Source organism: Ekhidna algicida, assembly GCF_051379705.1.
GTDB lineage: Bacteria > Bacteroidota > Bacteroidia > Cytophagales > Cyclobacteriaceae > Ekhidna.
Genome location: NZ_CP179868.1, coordinates 1226505 through 1244687, shown reverse-complemented (window position 1 = coordinate 1244687; position 18183 = coordinate 1226505). Strand labels below are relative to the sequence as shown.

At 40.4% G+C, this 18183-nt stretch carries 12 protein-coding genes and 1 tRNA gene; 6 read left to right on the top strand and 7 right to left on the bottom strand.

Features of this window, described 5'->3' with window-relative positions:
• Positions 1 to 132 precede the first annotated feature (132 nt).
• A complete protein-coding gene (locus ACL8WY_RS05220; protein ID WP_436517370.1) occupies positions 133 to 2925 on the top strand; it encodes a TonB-dependent receptor in 2793 nt (930 codons plus the stop codon).
• A gap of 84 nt (positions 2926 to 3009) precedes the next feature.
• Positions 3010 to 3579, top strand: a complete 570-nt coding sequence (locus tag ACL8WY_RS05215) for a hypothetical protein (RefSeq protein WP_436517369.1) — start codon at positions 3010 to 3012, stop codon at positions 3577 to 3579.
• Here ACL8WY_RS05215 and ACL8WY_RS05210 read toward each other — a convergent pair.
• Together ACL8WY_RS05210 and ACL8WY_RS05205 are read right to left on the bottom strand one after the other, a co-directional pair.
• The gene (locus ACL8WY_RS05210) at positions 3568 to 4386 is read right to left on the bottom strand and encodes a ParA family protein (protein WP_436517368.1); all 819 of its coding nucleotides are present in this window, start codon (positions 4384 to 4386) and stop codon (positions 3568 to 3570) included. The genes ACL8WY_RS05215 and ACL8WY_RS05210 overlap by 12 nt on opposite strands.
• A 93-nt stretch (positions 4387 to 4479) precedes the next feature.
• Positions 4480 to 5088: a SprT-like domain-containing protein gene (locus ACL8WY_RS05205; RefSeq protein WP_436517367.1), complete on the bottom strand. Its 609-nt coding sequence runs from the start codon at positions 5086 to 5088 to the stop codon at positions 4480 to 4482.
• A 106-nt stretch (positions 5089 to 5194) separates the two neighbouring features.
• On the opposite strand from ACL8WY_RS05205, the gene ACL8WY_RS05200 reads away from it, so the two are divergent.
• Positions 5195 to 6346: a hypothetical protein gene (locus ACL8WY_RS05200; protein WP_436517366.1), complete on the top strand. Its 1152-nt coding sequence runs from the start codon at positions 5195 to 5197 to the stop codon at positions 6344 to 6346.
• Between the two features lies 1 nt (position 6347).
• Here the strand turns inward: ACL8WY_RS05200 and der are convergent, their stop codons facing one another.
• The 4 genes from der to era form a co-directional block, all read right to left on the bottom strand.
• Complete coding sequence (gene der / locus ACL8WY_RS05195) at positions 6348 to 7652, bottom strand: ribosome biogenesis GTPase Der (RefSeq protein WP_436517365.1); 1305 nt, start codon at positions 7650 to 7652, stop codon at positions 6348 to 6350.
• A gap of 56 nt (positions 7653 to 7708) precedes the next feature.
• Positions 7709 to 9451: a DUF885 domain-containing protein gene (locus tag ACL8WY_RS05190; RefSeq protein WP_436517364.1), complete on the bottom strand. Its 1743-nt coding sequence runs from the start codon at positions 9449 to 9451 to the stop codon at positions 7709 to 7711.
• 68 nt (positions 9452 to 9519) lie between these two features.
• On the bottom strand, positions 9520 to 11328 hold the full coding sequence (locus ACL8WY_RS05185; RefSeq protein WP_436517363.1) for a S41 family peptidase: 1809 nt from the start codon (positions 11326 to 11328) through the stop codon (positions 9520 to 9522).
• A 15-nt stretch (positions 11329 to 11343) separates the two neighbouring features.
• Positions 11344 to 12228 carry a GTPase Era gene (gene era, locus ACL8WY_RS05180; protein ID WP_436517362.1) on the bottom strand — a complete coding sequence of 295 codons (885 nt, stop codon included), beginning with the start codon at positions 12226 to 12228 and terminating at the stop codon, positions 11344 to 11346.
• 13 nt (positions 12229 to 12241) lie between these two features.
• Here era and ACL8WY_RS05175 point away from each other — a divergent pair, with 13 nt between their 5' ends.
• Both ACL8WY_RS05175 and ACL8WY_RS05170 read left to right on the top strand, forming a co-directional pair.
• Positions 12242 to 12676 carry a nuclear transport factor 2 family protein gene (locus tag ACL8WY_RS05175; protein WP_436517361.1) on the top strand — a complete coding sequence of 145 codons (435 nt, stop codon included), beginning with the start codon at positions 12242 to 12244 and terminating at the stop codon, positions 12674 to 12676.
• A 61-nt stretch (positions 12677 to 12737) separates the two neighbouring features.
• Positions 12738 to 12810, top strand: a tRNA-Met gene (locus ACL8WY_RS05170).
• 64 nt (positions 12811 to 12874) lie between these two features.
• On the opposite strand, the gene ACL8WY_RS05165 is transcribed toward ACL8WY_RS05170, so the two are convergent.
• Positions 12875 to 14029 (bottom strand): helix-turn-helix domain-containing protein, encoded by a 1155-nt coding sequence (locus ACL8WY_RS05165; RefSeq protein WP_436517360.1) that lies wholly within the window; start codon positions 14027 to 14029, stop codon positions 12875 to 12877.
• A gap of 1037 nt (positions 14030 to 15066) precedes the next feature.
• Here ACL8WY_RS05165 and ACL8WY_RS05160 point away from each other — a divergent pair.
• On the top strand, positions 15067 to 18180 hold the full coding sequence (locus ACL8WY_RS05160; protein WP_436517359.1) for a SusC/RagA family TonB-linked outer membrane protein: 3114 nt from the start codon (positions 15067 to 15069) through the stop codon (positions 18178 to 18180).
• Positions 18181 to 18183 lie beyond the last annotated feature (3 nt).

Below are 18183 nucleotides of genomic sequence, written 5' to 3'. Positions count from 1 at the left end.
TTTCTTAGAAAGCCAAATTTTGTTTGTTATCTTATCATTAAGCCAAATGTGGAAAACTTAAACTGGAAAAAACACATAGTTCGGTAGAAGATTCTACTTTTGTAATACCTATATAAACCATAAATAAATAAGATGAAGAAAGTTTTACTTACAGTAACACTCATGCTTAGCATTTTTGCTTTGATGGCACAAGGTGTTGTTACAGGAAAAGTAGCCGATTCAGAGACCGGAGAAGGCCTCCCAGGAGCTACTGTTTTGATTGAAGGTACCACGCTTGGTACGGTGACTGATATCAATGGAGATTTCAGTATTAACGTCCCATCTAGTGGGTCGGTATTAGTTGTTAGCTATGTTGGTTTTAAGGATGTCGTTCTGAATATTCAGGATGGTCAATCCTCACTTGGAACTATCAACATGGAAGCCGGAATCACTCAGCTTTCAACGTTGGAAATCATAGCCTCAAGATCAACACAGGAGACTCCTTACACATTCACTGACCTTGATAAAAAAGATATTCAACAAAATCTTGGATCTCGAGACTTACCATTGGTACTCAACGCATCACCTTCTTTTTACTCAACAAACCAAGGTGGCGGAGCTGGAGATGCACGACTAAATGTTCGAGGTTTCAATCAGCGGAACGTAGCGATTATGATAAATGGTGTTCCTGTGAATGATATGGAAAATGGTTGGGTTTTTTGGTCAAACTGGGATGGACTAGGTGATGCAGCTCAGTCGATTCAGCTACAGAGAGGTATGAGTCCAGTTAATTTAGCTGTTCCATCAATCGGAGGAACTCTCAATATTATTACAGATCCTGCTTCAAGGGGAAAAGGAACTTCAATTAAGCAAGAAGTTGGAAGTTGGAACTTTAGAAAAACAACAGCGACCTTTAATAGCGGGCTTATGAATGAAAAATGGGCTGTTTCGGGAACTGTCGTAAGAAAAACCGGTGACGGTTTTTATTCAGGTCTTTACACAGATGCATGGGCCTACTATTTAGGAGCTTCGTTCCAGCTAAACGATAACAATAAGTTTGAAGCGTTTTTAGTAGGTGCCCCTCAAGCACATGGTCAAAATCTATATAGACAAAATATTGGAGTTTACGATAGAGATTTCGCATTAGGTTTAGAATCATATGATCCGGCCGCCTCTCGAGCTTACATTGAACAAGGAAGAGACTTTAACCAAAATTACGGCGGAGTAGATGCTTCATACAATGGAAAGCAATTTTGGGGAATGTATGATGCGAGAAGCAGAAGCAGATCAGGTGAAAACTACTTAATGGAGAGAGAGAACTTTTTCCACAAGCCTCAGTTCAATTTAAACTGGTATCATTCATTCAATGAAAATATGCAGTGGACTACAGTTGCTTATTGGTCAGGTGGCCAAGGTGGTGGTTCTGGTACTTTTGGTGAGGTAATCAGAAAAGATGCATATGGTGTGAATGGAGCCAATCAGCCATTTTTCTTCGGTCCTGCTCCATGGGAATGGGATTGGAATGCTACGATTGCTGTTAATCAAGGCCCTGCTCAAGCTTGGACAAATGATTTTGATACTGGAAATAAGCAAGACGGTGAGTCAATTGGTATTTTGAGGAATAGTAGAAATAACCAATGGACCATTGGCGCAATCTCTAAATTATTCTGGGATGTAAATGAGAACCTCTCACTACAGCTAGGATTGGATTGGCGAACCGCTTCTATTGATCATTTCAGAGAAGTGAGAGACCTACTTGGTGGTGAATACTATAGATTCACCGGGAATCAATTCGAAACTCAAAATTGGCAATATAGAAAGACATTAGGTGATAGAATTGATTACAACTACACAAACACAGTAGATTGGATTGGAACGTTCGCTCAAGGTACCTATACTGCCGATGCACTCACCGTTTCACTTACAACTGGTTTCACAAGTACTAAATACACTCATGATAACTTTTTCTTGTCCGATAATGGTACGGCAACTGGAAATAGATTGCAGATTAAACCAGGATCATTTACTGGCTATCAATTCAAAGGAGGAGTTTCTTATAGAATAAATGATGACTTGAATGTTTATGGAAACGGAGGTTTCATCTCCCAAACTCCAAATTTTGACAGGGTAATTGATGATGAAAGTTTCATTTTGTTTGATGATCCTCAAAATCAAGAGTTCACGTCTTTCGAAGCTGGACTTACCTACCGATTAGGTTCTGACATTGTCTTGAATGCAAACTACTATAATACCTTATGGTCCAACAGAACTCAAAAAGAAGAAGTTGAAAATCCCAATACTGGTGCAGACATTTTTGCTTTGATTACTGGAATTGAGCAAAGAAATACTGGAGTTGAGTTTGAGGCTTCCTGGAAGCCTAGCCAGATCTTTAGGCTAGATGCTGCGGCTTCTTTCGGTAACTGGAGATTTACGGACGATACGGGTGTAGTTATTACTGAAAACGATGCAACTGGTAATGTTGTTGACAGATTCAATGAGACACTTTACATCAAAGATTTGAAAGTTGGTGATGCTCCTCAAACCCAATTTTATCTTTCTGGATCTTTTACTCCTACAGCAAGTCTGACAATTAAAGCTGATTACAGATTCTATAATGATTTCTATTCTGACTTTAACCCGATTGGAAGAACTGCTCTGGAAGATGCTAATGGTGACGGAAATGCTAATGAGAGACCACAAGCATGGCAAGTGCCTTCATATGGCGTAGTTGACCTTCATGCATTCTACACCATTCCAACTAAAAATTCTGGATTCTCACTTCAAGTTTTTGCGCATGTGTTTAATGCGTTCAATAAGATTTATATTCAGGATGCTGGGGATAACAGTGAGTTCAACTCGTTTGATGATGATCACGATGCTGATGATGCAGAGGTATTCTTCGGTCTTCCAAGAAACTTCAACGCTGGTATCCAAATCAACTTCTAAACCTGGAATTACAAAGTATTCAAAAACCCTGGCCATTTGGTCAGGGTTTTTTGTTTTTAAGGCCTCCAATCTACATTTGTCTAAATGCATACCATTACGCCATATGATCGCTGGAATCAATATTACAACTCCAGCTACGATGATCGTTCGCCGTTCGCTGGCAAAGAGTATAATTATGATGTCTACTCTGAAAATATCTATGGCTATTATATCGATCCCGCCTGGGATTTTTTTGGGTCTGAGACCCTGTACTTAAAGATTCTTTTTATTGATTATGAGCTAGGCTTTGCTACGATCGAAATGATTGGAGAATGGAACGATGCACTCAATAACGACATCATGCAGCTGAAGCGGAACATCCTCGAACACATGATGGATTTTGGAATAAACAAATTCGCTTTGATAGGCGAGAACATCATGAACTTTCATGGAAGCGATGATAGCTACTACGAGGAATGGTTTGAAGAGGTAGAAGACGGTTGGATAGCAGGCGTAAATTTCCGAGAGTTCATCATTGATGAAATGAAAAATTTCAATATTGATAATTACGTGAATATGTCAGGAAGCCTGCAGGTAGAGAAGTGGAGAACTTTACCACCACTTCGTTTTTTTGAACTAATAAATGGTCTGATTTCTCGTAGACTAGCGATCTAATCCCCTTACCTCACGTTCGCTCAAATGATGGATCGCATCATTCAGATTAATCCTGTTCATCCTTGAGATCACTTCCTCGCTGAGCTTTAGAAAATCTTCAGCTACTGCACTCTGATCCGTAAACGCATACACGGATTCGTTTCTTCCATTTGCCTCACTTACACGAATGGATTCCCGAATTCTCTGATCCAAGATTAGATTTCCAAGTTCCTGCTCGGCCTCTCGCACTACTTTCTGATGATAAAGTGTATTTTTTCGGTATTGATTAAAGAAAATACCAAGGATTTCCAGTGGTTTATCTTTTTCTACGTCGCCCAGGTAATTCAACAATTTTTTAAACCCTGAAATTGAAAAAGACCCGGCTGTCGCAGGTATTAGAATGCTGTTAATATTGACGATGAAGGACTTGACTGTTACGCCAAAATGAGTCGGAAAATCCAAAATGATAAAATCATAGTTATGGCGAATTGCTGATAGAAGTTTGTAGAAAATGATATGTCCAAACGAAATGAACTGGGTGTTTGACTCAATCTCAGCCATTCGGTAATCGCCCGGTATCAGACTCAAATAAGGATGAATTTCAACTGGACGAATGTCTGGTTGTCCATTATGAAGCAATTTCTTGGTAATGGTAAAGAGATTTGTATCGTGTTCTTGACTGGTAAGAGCCTGAGTAAGATTGGCTTGTGGATCGCAATCGATCACCAAAACTTTAAATGATCTGGACCAACTATGCGCTAAGCTGAGTGTAGTGCTGGTTTTCCCAACACCTCCTTTGAAATTATATACCGCTATTGTCTGTGACATTTTAACCCTCTTAAATACATCATAACAAGTAGCGGTGGTCTTGAGATTGTTAAAATAAGAAAATTTTATCTCAAAATGATGCAATTGATGAATTTATTCTTCATCATTCTCCTCAACTTCAGCCAGATCTGAAATAAGGTATTTTCTGCCGGATGTCACCTCCTGGCATACAGACCTTGTGCGCTTCTTTTCCAACTTTACATAGGTCTTATTGTTGAAAATAAAAGCCTTCCCAATCTTGATATCCTTCAATAGAATTTTACTGGACGGTTCATCAAACCGTTTTAAAATTTGATAAAGAACTGGATCGGAACAGCTCGAAGCTTTCGGGTTTTTGAAGTACCGCTTAAGGGCATCCAATACGCTGGAATGAAACACCAGATTAGTGAGCATAGGCTCAGATACTTCTTTGAAACATTGTTTCCATTCTTTTCCGTGAGGTTGAATTCTTCTGCCATATTTTTTAAAAGCAACTAAATGTCCCACTTCGTGTAGATAGGTCACAAGAAAGGCGTATGGATTCAAATCATTGTTTACTGTAATGGTGTGCCTGTTAGATTTAGGATTAAACCTGTAGTCTCCAAGCTTGGTTTGTCTGGCTTTTTTAATCTTGAACTCAAAGCCAAGACGTTGATAGAGTTTGACACAATAATCTACAGAGGACACGGGTACAAATTTTTGAAAGACTTCTTCTGAAGTCATGGTTGATTATTTTAACACCTAACTATGTATAATCCAATCTAACCACAGATCTCAACTATTTGTTGAGGAATTGGTTAAATTTAAGGAACCGGCTACTATCACCAGAATGAAAATTAGATCACTCACTTTCGCAATATTAGTATGTACGATTGGTATTGTCCTAGGACAATGCCCAAGTTATTCCACCTCGAGTACCCAGAAGGGTACATGTCGTGAGTCCTACGGAAATATTAAACTTCAAGGTGAAGGTGCCATTACTTTGACAGTAGATGGTAGTTTGACAATAAACGGCGACCTCAATGTTGTCGGAGAAACAGTCATTGTTAATGGAGAACTTACGATTCTCGGATCACTAAATGCCGGCAAGGGCTCTTCAGTGATCATCAGCGATGGAGGGCTTATCAATGTAGTAAGCATGGTAAGCGGATTGGGTTCTTCAGTTACCGTAGAGAAAGGTGGTTCTTTAGCTATATCACAAAATGCAGGTTCCGGGCTTTACGCGGCATTCGCCGTGGATTTTGGAGCTTCAGTTTATGTAGGTGGAAGCTTTGTTTCAGGTGGAATAGGCATATCCGATATTGATGGCGACATGATGGTCAATGGAGACTTTACAAATGCCGGTGGAGGCGTGATTGAAGGCAATGGAGTTATTATGGTCGGTGGAGACTACATCGATAATGGGGATGATTCAAACTATTCTGGATTATATAACGGAGAGTTCCTAGACGTAAAGTTTGTTGATTTCGCAGGTGAGATGAAGGCGAATGATGTGACTCTTAATTGGCAAACTGCAGTGGAATTTAATAGTCATGGGTTTGAGGTTGAAAGGAGCAGCGACGGAGAGCATTTTGAGACGATAGGATGGATGCCCAGCCATCAGAGCAGCATGAATGCACACGAATATTCGTTTACTGATAATAATCCAATAAAGGGGTTGTCGTATTACAGATTGCGTAAAGTAGAATTTGACGGGTTATTTGCTTACAGTTCTATCATTCGAATTGATGAAAAGGGTATTTCAAGTACACTGGCATCTTACCCCAACCCAGCCATAGGCAAAATCAGAAAATTAAATGAGCTTGACGAGTTTCAATTGCACGACTCAGATGGCACCCTTTTACTTGCAAAGAAAAACATCCTGAGAGCAGAAGCTGAAAAGCTTATCTCCCAACAAATTGAACAGAGTCCATTGGGTACATATACGTTATCTGCGCGAATTGGAGAGAGTACGGACAAGATCCGACTGGTAAAGAAATAGATTACTTTTTCCTAAATACCATCTTTAAAGGCACCCCTCTGAAATCAAAATGTTCGCGCATTCGATTGGTCAGATATCTATGGTATGGTTCCTTTATATACTGTGGGAAGTTGCAGAAAAATGCGAACGTGGGTGTATGCGTCGGCAGCTGTGTGATGTACTTAATCTTAATGTAATGTCCACGAACAGCCGGAGGCGGGTAATGCTCTATTTCTTTACCCATGATCTCGTTTAACTTAGAAGTAGAAATTTTTCTAGTCCTGTTTTCATAAACCTGAAGTGCTAACTCAAGCGTCTGCATGATACGTTGCTTATTGAGCACCGAAGTGAAAATAACCGGTATGTAATTCATTGGTCCCAACTTTTCTTCGAGGAACTTCCGATAGGTATCTGCCGTTTTTGAATCCTTTTCCTGTAAGTCCCATTTATTGACCATGAGGACAATCCCTTTCTTGTACTTATGCGCCAGCCCAATGATATTCATGTCTTGGGATTCGAGACCCGTGTCGGCATCTATCATCACGATACAAACATCTGAATCCTGAAGCGCTTGCAGAGCACGTAGAACCGAATAGAATTCTATATTTTCCTTCACTTTAGCTTTCCTGCGTATGCCCGCAGTATCCGTTAGAATGAAGTCCTTTCCAAACAGATTGTAGCGGGTATTTATTGCATCTCTTGTAGTACCGGCAATATCAGTAACGATGCTCCGCTCTTTTCCTACTAGCGCGTTTACAAAGGATGATTTGCCCACATTTGGTCGTCCAAGAATGGCAATTCTCGGAACATCATCTGCCTGAAGTTCTTCATCATCAAATTCCTTCACCACTGCATCTAACAAATCACCTGTTCCTGCTCCGCTAGCCGCTGCTATTGGGAAGAGGTCCGCATCCATTCCAAGATTATAAAATTCATTGGAAGCCAGATGCTTTTCCTGATTGTCCGCCTTGTTGGCTACTAAGAAGATGGGTTTGTCTATTTCCCTAATTACATTGGCAAAGTCCTGATCCAGACCATGTAAGCCGGTATCACAATCCACCATAAATAATATAGCGGTAGCCTCTTCAAGAGCTTCTTTTACCTGTGTCCGAATCGCTCCTTCGAAGATATCATCGGAACCTTCCACATAACCACCCGTGTCGATAACCGTGAATTTTTTCCCATTCCATTCACCATATCCATAGTGCCGATCTCTGGTCACACCAGATTCATTATCCATTATGGCTTGTTTCTTTTCTACCAATCGGTTGAAAAGGGTTGATTTACCTACATTAGGTCTACCTACAATTGCGAGAATATTGGCCATTACTTGGGAAAATGTTCTTTTGACTAAACCGCGAAGTTAAACCAAAAGAGTAAGCCCTATTTGGATTTTTCTGAAGATATGTATTTATCTACTTCAGCTTCCAGAATTGGTAGCGGTACAGCTCCGTTTCTCAGGATTACATCGTGAAATTGTTGGATGTCAAAAGTAGCTCCCAAAGCTTCTACGGCACGTTTGCGCAATGCAAGTATGGTGAGTTCACCCATTTTGTAGCTGACGGCCTGACCCGGCCAGCCGATGTACCTGTCGATCTCCGTATTTACTTCATGCAATGACAAAGCGGTATTGCTTGCCATATAGTCAATCGCCTGCTGTCTGGTCCATCCCTTGTAATGAAGCCCGACATCTACCACGAGTCTGCAGGCTCTCCACATCTCATATGTATATCTTCCAAAAAGCTCATATGGAGTTTCATACATCCCCATTTCTTCACCCAGATATTCTGAATAAAGTCCCCAGCCTTCTCCAAAGGCGCTGATGTAATAACCGTCTCTAAATTCAGGCAGCCCTTCCAGTTCTGAGGCCAGTGAGATTTGAAGGTGATGACCCGGAACAGCTTCATGAAGTGAAAGCGCCGGAAGCGTATAGAGTGTACGACTTGAAAGGTTGTAGGTATTCACCCAATAGATCCCTGGCTTATTCTTAGATCTGCTACCACCGACATATCTCCCGCCTGTATATTTCGGAGCAATGGCATCCGGCACAGGCTCCACGGTGAATGGTAGTGAATAGAGTTTAGAAAAAAGGCGCGGAAGCTGACCTTCGGCTTTCTTGCTCAGCCAAGCCGCTCTATTGAGAAGTTCCTGACCTGACTTTGGGTAAAACTGTGGATCCGAGCGGAGGAACTGTAGAAACTCCGTAAAGCTCCCCTCGAACTTTACATCTTTGATGATTTGCTCCATCTGATTGCGAATGCGTGCTACTTCAGCGAGACCGGTTGCATAAACGGAATCCGGAGTGATGTCAAGGGTCGTGAAATGCTTGACTCGATTTTCATAGTAAGCTTTTCCCTTGTTGATTTCGCTAATACCAACCTTTCTTGGAGCAGCTGGTAAATATTCCTGCTCAATAAATTTTTTGAGTTTCTTGTAGGACGGAAGGATCGTCTCTGAGATAATCCTCTGAGCATTTTTTTCAATAGATTCTCGATCGGCTTGCGAGATATCTGCCGGAATGCTTTTGATAGGCGAGTAAAAAGGATGCAGCGTGATGTCACTTTGGGTCCATGACTCCAGCAGGTCTACTGCATTCTTTGCAATAACTTTAGGTGCCTGAATCTTTTCTGCAATTCCTTTTGCCATCAACTCCTGATTATAGAATATAAACGTGGCAAACGAAGGCAACCATCTCAGATAATTATCATAATCCTGCTTGGTCTTAAAAGGGAGGTTAGGAAGGAAAAACGAAGGAGAATTGAAGAATCCTCCTTCGGCATTGAATGGTATCAGGTAGGTTTTGAATTGAGTTTGGCTGATTGAGTTTCTAAGTTGTAGTATTCTGATCTGCTTATTGATTCTTCCTTGATCTGTGAGCTCATTATCGGGAATTGCAATCAAGGATTCAAGCTTAGCTTTTAGCTCATTCGCCTGCTTTATTTGATTGTCTACTTTTTGAAATACGTAGGTATCAGGGTGCAGACCATCCCAAATGGGGTTGGTAATTGCGTAAGTTTTCTCTATTCCCTCAATTTGATTGAAAAGCTTGTTTAGCTGTTTATTGGCCTGTCCAAGCAATGTGAAACCAAATAAAAATAAGGCTATGAGTGTAAATAGCTTTTTCATCGAAATCGAAATTTATTCAATCTCAAGTTAATTGATATTCAGCTATCGGTCTGATGAATAGGCCATTGTTAATTGTCGTCAACTTGTAGTGAATCTACCTGCAGTGAGTCCATTGGCATTGCATTCATCCGCATCGAATCCAGTTTCAATGTATAGCGCCTGATGGAATCCAGTCTCAGGGAATCTTGTAGAGCTAAAGCTGCAGCTTTGGCTTCCGCTATCTCTCTGGCTATTTCTTCTTTGGCAACTTCCATGGCTTTCTCAAGGATTTCATCTTTCCCTTCTCTGACACCTTCGATTGTAGGTTCGACGGTGATGTCAATAGTGATGCCGTCACGTTGCGCTTCTTGTTGGTTTGGGTAGTAAACTCCCATGCCGGACATGGCAGTATAAAACCTTGAGATGATCGGGAACTTGGTGACTTTACCATCCGTGCCGGCTGTTTGACTTCCAATGGTCACCGTATTGGGTGCCGTTTGTAGGCTCATAGCCGTGAATTCCGCATGACTTTGGGTGTTTTCATCTACCAGGATAATCACCTTGCCTTTGTAATAGTCTTCATTGTATTCCCCACAAGTAGCTTCTCCTTGCCATACAAACTTGCCGGGATAGGAATAGTCTGGCTTTGTGTAGATGGCGAAAGTCGTGTCTTTAGGATTGAGATACTTCGCAAGTGCTCTATAAGTCCCTCTGGGGTTATTTCTTACATCAAAAATGATCACGGTCTTATCCATTAGCTTACCCATCATCTGATCGGTATCCCCGGTTGTAAGCTCACCCAGATTTACATAACCAATAGAGTCGCCGGGAGTAGTCCATTTAGGCTTGGGAGGAGTCTTGGCGTATGAAATATCTGAATATTTATAAAAGCTTAGACTCGCTGATTTTGTAATGCCGCCCCGTTCGATGGTCGCCTGAACTGGACTTTGCATTCCCATGAACAGTGTATGATAGAGGCTTCTGTCTTTCACTGCATCATTCGATCCCCAGATGTATTTTTTGTTAGCCTCATGTATCTGAACAGCAGACTTATTGTTAATTGTTTTGATAATATCGCCTACCTGAAAGTCAGCCATTCGGGATTTCTCACTATCGATAATTTCGGTGATCATCGCCTGGCCTTCAATCATTTCGATCTTGGCTGGCAAATAATTATAGTATGGCATTTCATCCAGAACAGAAGTCACTAAACCCGCATGACTGTCATCAATTTTAACAACCAGCTCCAACATGGCCAGGTGAAAGTCCAAATTTGTTTTTGCGTCAATAAACTTCGGGATCATTTCTTTAAGCACATCATCCCAGTCTTGATCGGTTAGGTACTTGTACGGATAGAAATATTCGATGTAGTTCCAGTAGCGGAACAGTGCGAGCAATCGCTGATTCTCTTCCTTCCAGATCAGATCCAAATGTGGAGGTTCATTTTTTGGAATAAATTCCCCGACTTTTCCTTGGTCTATATAATAATGACTGCCTTGAAAGCGGTTTCTCTCGATGTTTTTTAGCGACTTTCTTAGCTTATCTGAGAATCTTGAATCCTGTGTCCAGGATAAGTCGAAATTTCCGAGAAATTGATTTCCAGATCCTCTCTGGTTGCAGCCGGCACAGGGTTTTATTTCTCCCATGTAGTAGATCCAGTTTGCCATGTATTCAGAAAAATCCTCATACGTCCTGTATTTGGCCGTGATGCCCAAAACCTTTTGCATCTTCTCGTCCCAATCGAAAGAACCTTTGCTTATGAGTGGATGGTAATATTTTAAATAGCCCCAAATTTTACAGGTTTGGTAAATCCTTTCAACTTTAGATAAATCTCCCTGCTGTGCAATGGAGGGAATGAATAGTGAGCATAAGGCTAGGGAAAATAGAAATTGACGCATGGCTGTACAGATTGATTAGTAACCAAACCTAGTCAATTTTCGGTCATCCTTCCGCCAGTCCTTCTCTACTTTTACGAATGTCTGCAAGTGAATTTTCTTACCGAAAAATGCTTCCATGTCTTTTCTGGCTTGCGTGCCTACCTTTTTGATCGACTCAGCTTTCTTGCCTATGATGATGCCTTTTTGGCTGTCTCGCTCTACAAAGATTTCTGCATCAATATGGATGATTGTTTCTTCTTCTTTGAATGACGTAACTACAACCTCTGAACTGTAGGGAATCTCCTGCTGATAATTCATGAAGATCTTTTCGCGGATTATCTCCGCGCAGATAAAACGCTCGCTCTTATCTGTGATTTCATCTTTTGGGAAGAAAGCCGGGTGATTGGGCAACAATTCTAAAATTCGATCTAGCAATTCATTGGTGCCATGCTGCTCAAGAGCAGAGATTGACATGATCTCCAAATCGGGATACAATTCTTTCCAATAGGCTGACTTATCAAACGTTTGAGAGCCTTTATTCTGATCTGTTTTATTGATTAGGAAGAGGACAGGAGCCTCCGCATTTTGAGCCATCTCAATGAGCTGCGGATATTCGTTTTTATCCTCAAGAGCCACCATAAATAGAATTACATCGGCATCATCTAAGGCAGTGCGTACATAACCCATCATTTTTTCCTGAAGCTTATAGGCGGGATCAATAGCACCCGGTGTATCTGAAAATACGATCTGGTATTTGTCATCATTCAGTATTCCAAACATCCGATGACGTGTGGTTTGCGCCTTGCTGCTAGTAATAGCGAGCTTTTCATTCATCAATGCGTTGAGCAGGGTGGACTTCCCCACATTTGGCCGACCGATGATGTTTACAAAACCGGCTTTGAAATCTTCCGTATCTTTCATCAAAAACAAAATTATGCGGATAATACTTAGCATACTAGCGCTATCCTTCTTTACTGTACTCAATGCACAAGACAAGGAGGTCGAAGCAATCAAAGGCCAAGTGAAGAAATTTTCTAATTACCTGATGACGGACCAGCGAGCAGAGGTAGTGAAGATGTACACCGATGATGCAAAAATCTTCCCTGAGGGCACAGACATCCTGGAAGATGATGGGCTATCCAATTATTGGAATCCGAAGAATAGATCATGGAAAACGACATACCATAAGATAACGCCTGTTGAGATTAAGGTTATTGGGAATGAAGCCTATGACTATGGCTATTATGAGGGAACTTCTACCAATGACGATCGCACTTCCAACTGGAAAGGCAAGTATGTAATAATCTGGAGGAAGGTGGAAAGAGAATGGAAGATTTACCTGGATATCTGGAATAGTATCAAAGGTTAGTAAGTATATATTCAATTCTATTTGGTAAGAAAATATATGCGTCGTAATTTTGCACTTATATCGCGGGGTGGAGCAGTTGGTAGCTCGTCGGGCTCATAACCCGAAGGTCACTAGTTCGAGTCTAGTCCCCGCTACTAGATAGCCTCAGAGAAATCTGAGGCTTTTTTTATGATATGATACATCAAAATTTCATCCTGCTCATTGATGCATAGACTTACTGACGTAAAGCATGGTCTTATCTGTATTCAGATTATCGTTTGAGCTCGTGCGTTTTTTGAATTGGAAGGGCGTCATTCCATGTTCTTCTTTGAAGTATTTAAAAAACAGTGATTTTGAGTTAAATCCTGTTTTATACATCACTTCCATAATATTTAAATCTTGGCGTTCCAGCAGCAGTCTTGTAGCTTCAGCTATTCTCAAGCTATTTAAATACTCATTGAAGGATTTAGACATATACACATTGACAACCTGCGAAATATCTTTAGCAGGAAAACCAATCTTTTCTGATACAACACTAATCTTCAATTCGGTACTAGTATATAGTTTGGTTTGTTCTACATGTTTCGTGAGCGCATCAAGAATTTTCTCAGCATAATTCTCTTCCACTTTTGAATCCTGATATTTTTCCGATACCCATCCTTTGAGCCTTGATCTGATATACTTACTGTTGATAATTGTGTCCGGATATCTCCAACACATGATGATAGTACCATCAACAAGGTAGGTTAGAAGTATTAAAAAGAAGGCTTTAATCACATCATTACTTTCCCAGCCCTGGAACCTTGCAAACTCAAATATGATCCATGATAGTGTGATAATTATGTAAGTGATGTTGAGTTGGTAAAAAAGCTTTTTATGATTTTTTAATTCTTCATTTTTCAGACGTTTAGTAATAATCAGTGCAACTACGCCATAGCTTAAGTTGTGTAACTCGGCCCCAATCCCTAGGTATGTCCAGTCATTCATTGTAGTATCAGCAAGCAGATGGGGATTTAAGTAATGAAAGATTGGGAAAACATAGCCAAGCAAATGAAGCAGATGGATTCTTTTAAGTTTAAAATCTTCAATGACATAAGCTTGAGTAGCTAGTAATAAAACAGGACCAAATGAATAGAGCAGAAAGGACCAAAGTTTTAAGCTGAAATAGCTTTTTATGATATAATTGGATTGGGAATACGCCTGTTGACCCAGGGAGTTGAAGAGGTAATGAAAACCGATTAAGAAAAAGAGGAGCCCAAGATACCTCACGCCATCGTTTCTTCGATTTTTCTCGAAAAACAGGTAAATCCCCAGCAAAAAAAAGTGAGAAGTAACTATAAGTTCAAGAATTGGAAAAATATAATCTAAGTCCATTTAGTCGAGTTTTGCTTTAATGACATTTCTTTTACGTTATTCCCCCTATCTCAAGGTTCCCTAAAAGGTTCAAAATCATGAAATTGGACTTTATCATATTCTTCATTTCATGGACCTGAATAAGTCTCTTGTCCAATATCCTTTTTTTGAACCTTAACCTACGGCCTGTTTGGTAATCTTGTGATGCAACGAGAAAGAGTCGTGTGAAAAGACTAGTTAGTGTTGAAATGTTGCAAATGTGCTGGGCGGTTTCAAAAGCACTTAATAAACCTAATATGCTACGCGATAGGATAGTATAAAGATCCTCTTCATACTTTTAGTTTATACTAGAAGTGGGGCCGAGCAATCGGCCCTTATTTTTTGTTTAAAATATGCAAGCATATATAAAGAGCTCTTATTGATTATGCCTTCAGGTCGGCGCTACGGCAAGCTCCATCGCTCAATCAAGCTAAATGAAAGCCCTAATCCGGTACGATTCATTGGCATTTCTGACAAGTCAATTATTCATCGGAGAAGCTTATCGGAATCAGAAAAGTTCTTACGGTAATCCCTTTTTTTAGTAACGAATATTCTAAATCAAAGCTAATTACCTGTCAAGGGGAACTGCATGAAAGTGATCTGCTGATTGACATATATAACCTAAAAGTAGTAGTGCCATTTTCTTACAGGTCCAGCTACACCTACGTGACTCTGGCTAATCATTACATTGATAGTATCTGTATTGATGATCAGGTGTAACTAACCTAACTTTTAGAAAAATGTGTAACAAAAAAAGGACACCCGCACAGTTGTAGATCTCAAAAAACTCTACTATGATTTAAGATTCTTTAAAAATGTATGGATGCCCTAAAAATTAAATACGCCTAAACTTAAGTCTGATCATCAAATCAAAAGTTTAGAAATATGATATTGAACAAATTGGATTGACGGTTCTTTTTCACGGTATTTCTGAAAAAGTTCAATATCTCAATTTTGAACCCTGAACAGCTTTCTAAAGGCTTTCTTGATCTCATGTTTAACTTAAAATGTAAGTGAATATGAGAAAATGTTTACGTTATGGCTTTGCCTTTACGTTTCTGATTCTAGCTCTCACAGGCTGGGCTCAGCGATCGGTTTCGGGTAAAGTGACAGATGAAACTGGCGAAGGTTTGCCAGGGGTTAATGTGGTGATAAAAGGGACCAATACGGGTACTACCACTGATATTGACGGTAATTACCGTATTGAGGTCAATGAGAATCAAGTACTGGTTTTTTCTTTCGTTGGCTTTGATGCCCAGGAAATAAATACTGGCACTAGATCTGTGATCGATGTTTCTTTAGGAGGAGCCACGGAGCTGCAAGAGGTTGTAGTTACCGGAGTATCCCAAGGCACATCAGCAAAGAAGTTGGGGTTTGCATTGACCAAGGTAGATGAAGATCAACTAAGCGAAGTAACTCAACTTGATGCTGCAAATGCCTTGAGAGGCAAGGTGGCTGGTGTACAGATTGTTCAGCAATCAGGGGTGCCGGGTACGGCTGCATCAATTAACCTGCGAGGCACTACCACAATTTCTGGTAGTAGTACACAACCACTCATAATTGTAGATGGAATAATCACGCCTCCGGGTAGTGCCGGCTTAGCTGATATCAACATGAATGATGTTGAATCCATCGAGGTGCTAAAGGGTGCTGCTGGTGCTTCATTGTATGGATCTTTGGCGGGAAATGGAGTAATCCAAATTATAACTAAGAAGGGTTCTAAGGAATATGGTAAAACGGATATCACATTCAAATCAGAATATGGTACTAATGAAGTCCTTAGAAAAGTTGATCTAAGTAAGTCACATGCATTTCAATTGAATCCAGATGGGACCTACGCCCTTGATGTAAATGGTCAGCGAATTCCAGATACGGAACAAATCATTGATAATCCTTATCCCCAATTGTTTGATCAGCAGGACGTGACTTTTCCCGGTAGGAGTTTCCATAATAACTATTTATCAGTGGGTTCAACTACTGAAAAAACTAATTTTTATGGATCCTTCGATAATCTTAGGAACGAAGGACTGGTTCCCGGACAGCCTGCTTATACAAGACAAAGTGTAAAGGCGAATATTGGACATCAGGTCAGCGATAAGATCGATGTGACCCTTTCTGCAAATTACATTGGTTCCAAGGGAACTAATCCTCAGGAAGGTGGCCAAACCGGGTTTATTTATGGAGCGCTCTTGTCTGAGCCGGATATAGATTTAACTGCCCCAAACCCAGACGGACAGCCTTTTATTACAGTTTCGCGACCAATCGGAAACTTCACAAATGCAAATAACCCACTCTACGTCGCTCATAACAATTTCAGAGAATTTGAGCGGAATAGAGTATTACTGGGGACATCTGCTAAGTATCAAATCTTAGATTGGTGGGGACTTGAAGGGCAAGTGACTTTTGACCGTACAGAAGGTCGTTCTCACATCATCAATGATCAAAAGTATTTAGCACAAGGAAATCCTACCGGAACGGGAGGTTTTATCAGCAGAAATGCATTTGACAATTCTGCAAGAGTATTTACATTCTCATCGAATTTCAATAAAACATTTGGTGATTTCAATACTGCATTGACTTTAAGATATGTAGGAGAACAATACCTAACATCTTCATTTTCAACTGCAGGGAATAATGTGCAGGCGGCCGGAATTTTTCAACTCGATAACGTAGATCGTACAACCCTAGGAGCAACTTCTAGCGAGACTACTTTCAGGGCTGATAATTACATGACCAACTTACGTTTTGATTATAAGGATAAAATCATCTTCGATGGATTATTTAGAGTAGATAGATCTTCTCTTTTTGGACCAGAACAAAGAGATGTGAATTTTTATAGAGCTTCCTTGGCGTACCGATTGACAGAGGATTTATCTATCAACGGGATTCAGGAATGGAAAATTCGAGGTTCGGTAGGAACATCTGGGGTAAGACCTCAATTTCAGGCGCAATATGAAACACTTAGTGTAAGTGGCGGTGTGGTTGGATTCAATATTCTTGGTAATAGAAACTTGAGTCCTACAGTTGTTACTGAAATTGAGTTGGGTACCAATGTTAGCTTTTTGAATCGATTGAATTTGGAATTTAATTATGCTAAATCAACAGCAGATGATCAGATTTTGCTTGTTCCACTACCAAAAAATGAAGGATTTCAGGCACAATTTAGAAACGCGGGCTCTATGGAGTCAAATACAATTGAGCTAGCACTAGGAGCAGAGATTCTTAAGGGTGATGTAACGTGGGATGCTGGGATTACCTATTCCAGAAGTAGAACAAGAGTCAATTCTATTGATCGTCCTAAATATTTCCTTTCAGCATTTAATGGCACAAATTCATTCCTAATAGATGACGGTGTGCAGCTAGGAGAAATATGGGGTAATAGAATGGCAGAGAGTACTGGTGAATTGACTGTTGATGAAGATGGCTTTGTGGATAATCTTGCGGGCTTAGCGGCTGGCACCTATACGCCATCTGATTTTGAAGTTAACGATGAGGGCTACTTAATTCTAAGCGGCTCCCAATACACAGATCAAGAAGTGGCTTACCACCTATTGGATGAGGATGGAGCAAGATTAGTCACTAAGCTTGGAGATACAAATCCTGATGCTTTATTAGGCTTCACAAGTTCAGTAGGCTATAAAGGATTCAAGCTCTTCGTATCTATGGATGCTCAGATTGGCGGTGATATTGCCAATATCATGAGACAGAACTTAATCTTCAACACCAGAGGAGCAGAGGTAGATCAGGCCGGAAGACCTGAAGGACAAAGACACTGGGACTCATATATGCAAAGCACGAGTAACTCCGGTAATGGTCTGAACCAGCGATTTGTCGAAAGTGCAGAATACATTGCTTTGAGAGAAATGTCTCTATCCTACACATTTGGTAATGACTTGCTTTCTACCATTGGTGTAGGTGAGGTTGTAAAGGATATCAAACTGTCCTTGATTGGAAGAAACCTATTTATGATCACTGATTATAAAGGATTCACACCGGACATCTCTTCTACAGGTTCTGTAGCAGCAGGTAATGTAGATCAGGATGTCTTATTAAACCCTACACTTTTCAGGGCTGATGCTTATGGCTATCCTATGTTCAGAAGTTACTCAGCAGTAGTTCAAATTAGATTTTAAGAG

Coding starts and splice junctions, on each gene's coding strand:
- ACL8WY_RS05185 (WP_436517363.1), bottom strand. CDS start 11,328: ATGCGTCAATTTCTATTTTCCCTAGCCTTATGCTCACTATTCATTCCC.
- ACL8WY_RS05220 (WP_436517370.1), top strand. CDS start 133: ATGAAGAAAGTTTTACTTACAGTAACACTCATGCTTAGCATTTTTGCT.
- ACL8WY_RS05190 (WP_436517364.1), bottom strand. CDS start 9,451: ATGAAAAAGCTATTTACACTCATAGCCTTATTTTTATTTGGTTTCACA.
- era (WP_436517362.1), bottom strand. CDS start 12,228: ATGAAAGATACGGAAGATTTCAAAGCCGGTTTTGTAAACATCATCGGT.
- ACL8WY_RS05205 (WP_436517367.1), bottom strand. CDS start 5,088: ATGACTTCAGAAGAAGTCTTTCAAAAATTTGTACCCGTGTCCTCTGTA.
- ACL8WY_RS05215 (WP_436517369.1), top strand. CDS start 3,010: ATGCATACCATTACGCCATATGATCGCTGGAATCAATATTACAACTCC.
- ACL8WY_RS05210 (WP_436517368.1), bottom strand. CDS start 4,386: ATGTCACAGACAATAGCGGTATATAATTTCAAAGGAGGTGTTGGGAAA.
- ACL8WY_RS05175 (WP_436517361.1), top strand. CDS start 12,242: ATGCGGATAATACTTAGCATACTAGCGCTATCCTTCTTTACTGTACTC.
- der (WP_436517365.1), bottom strand. CDS start 7,652: ATGGCCAATATTCTCGCAATTGTAGGTAGACCTAATGTAGGTAAATCA.
- ACL8WY_RS05165 (WP_436517360.1), bottom strand. CDS start 14,029: ATGGACTTAGATTATATTTTTCCAATTCTTGAACTTATAGTTACTTCT.
- ACL8WY_RS05200 (WP_436517366.1), top strand. CDS start 5,195: ATGAAAATTAGATCACTCACTTTCGCAATATTAGTATGTACGATTGGT.
- ACL8WY_RS05160 (WP_436517359.1), top strand. CDS start 15,067: ATGAGAAAATGTTTACGTTATGGCTTTGCCTTTACGTTTCTGATTCTA.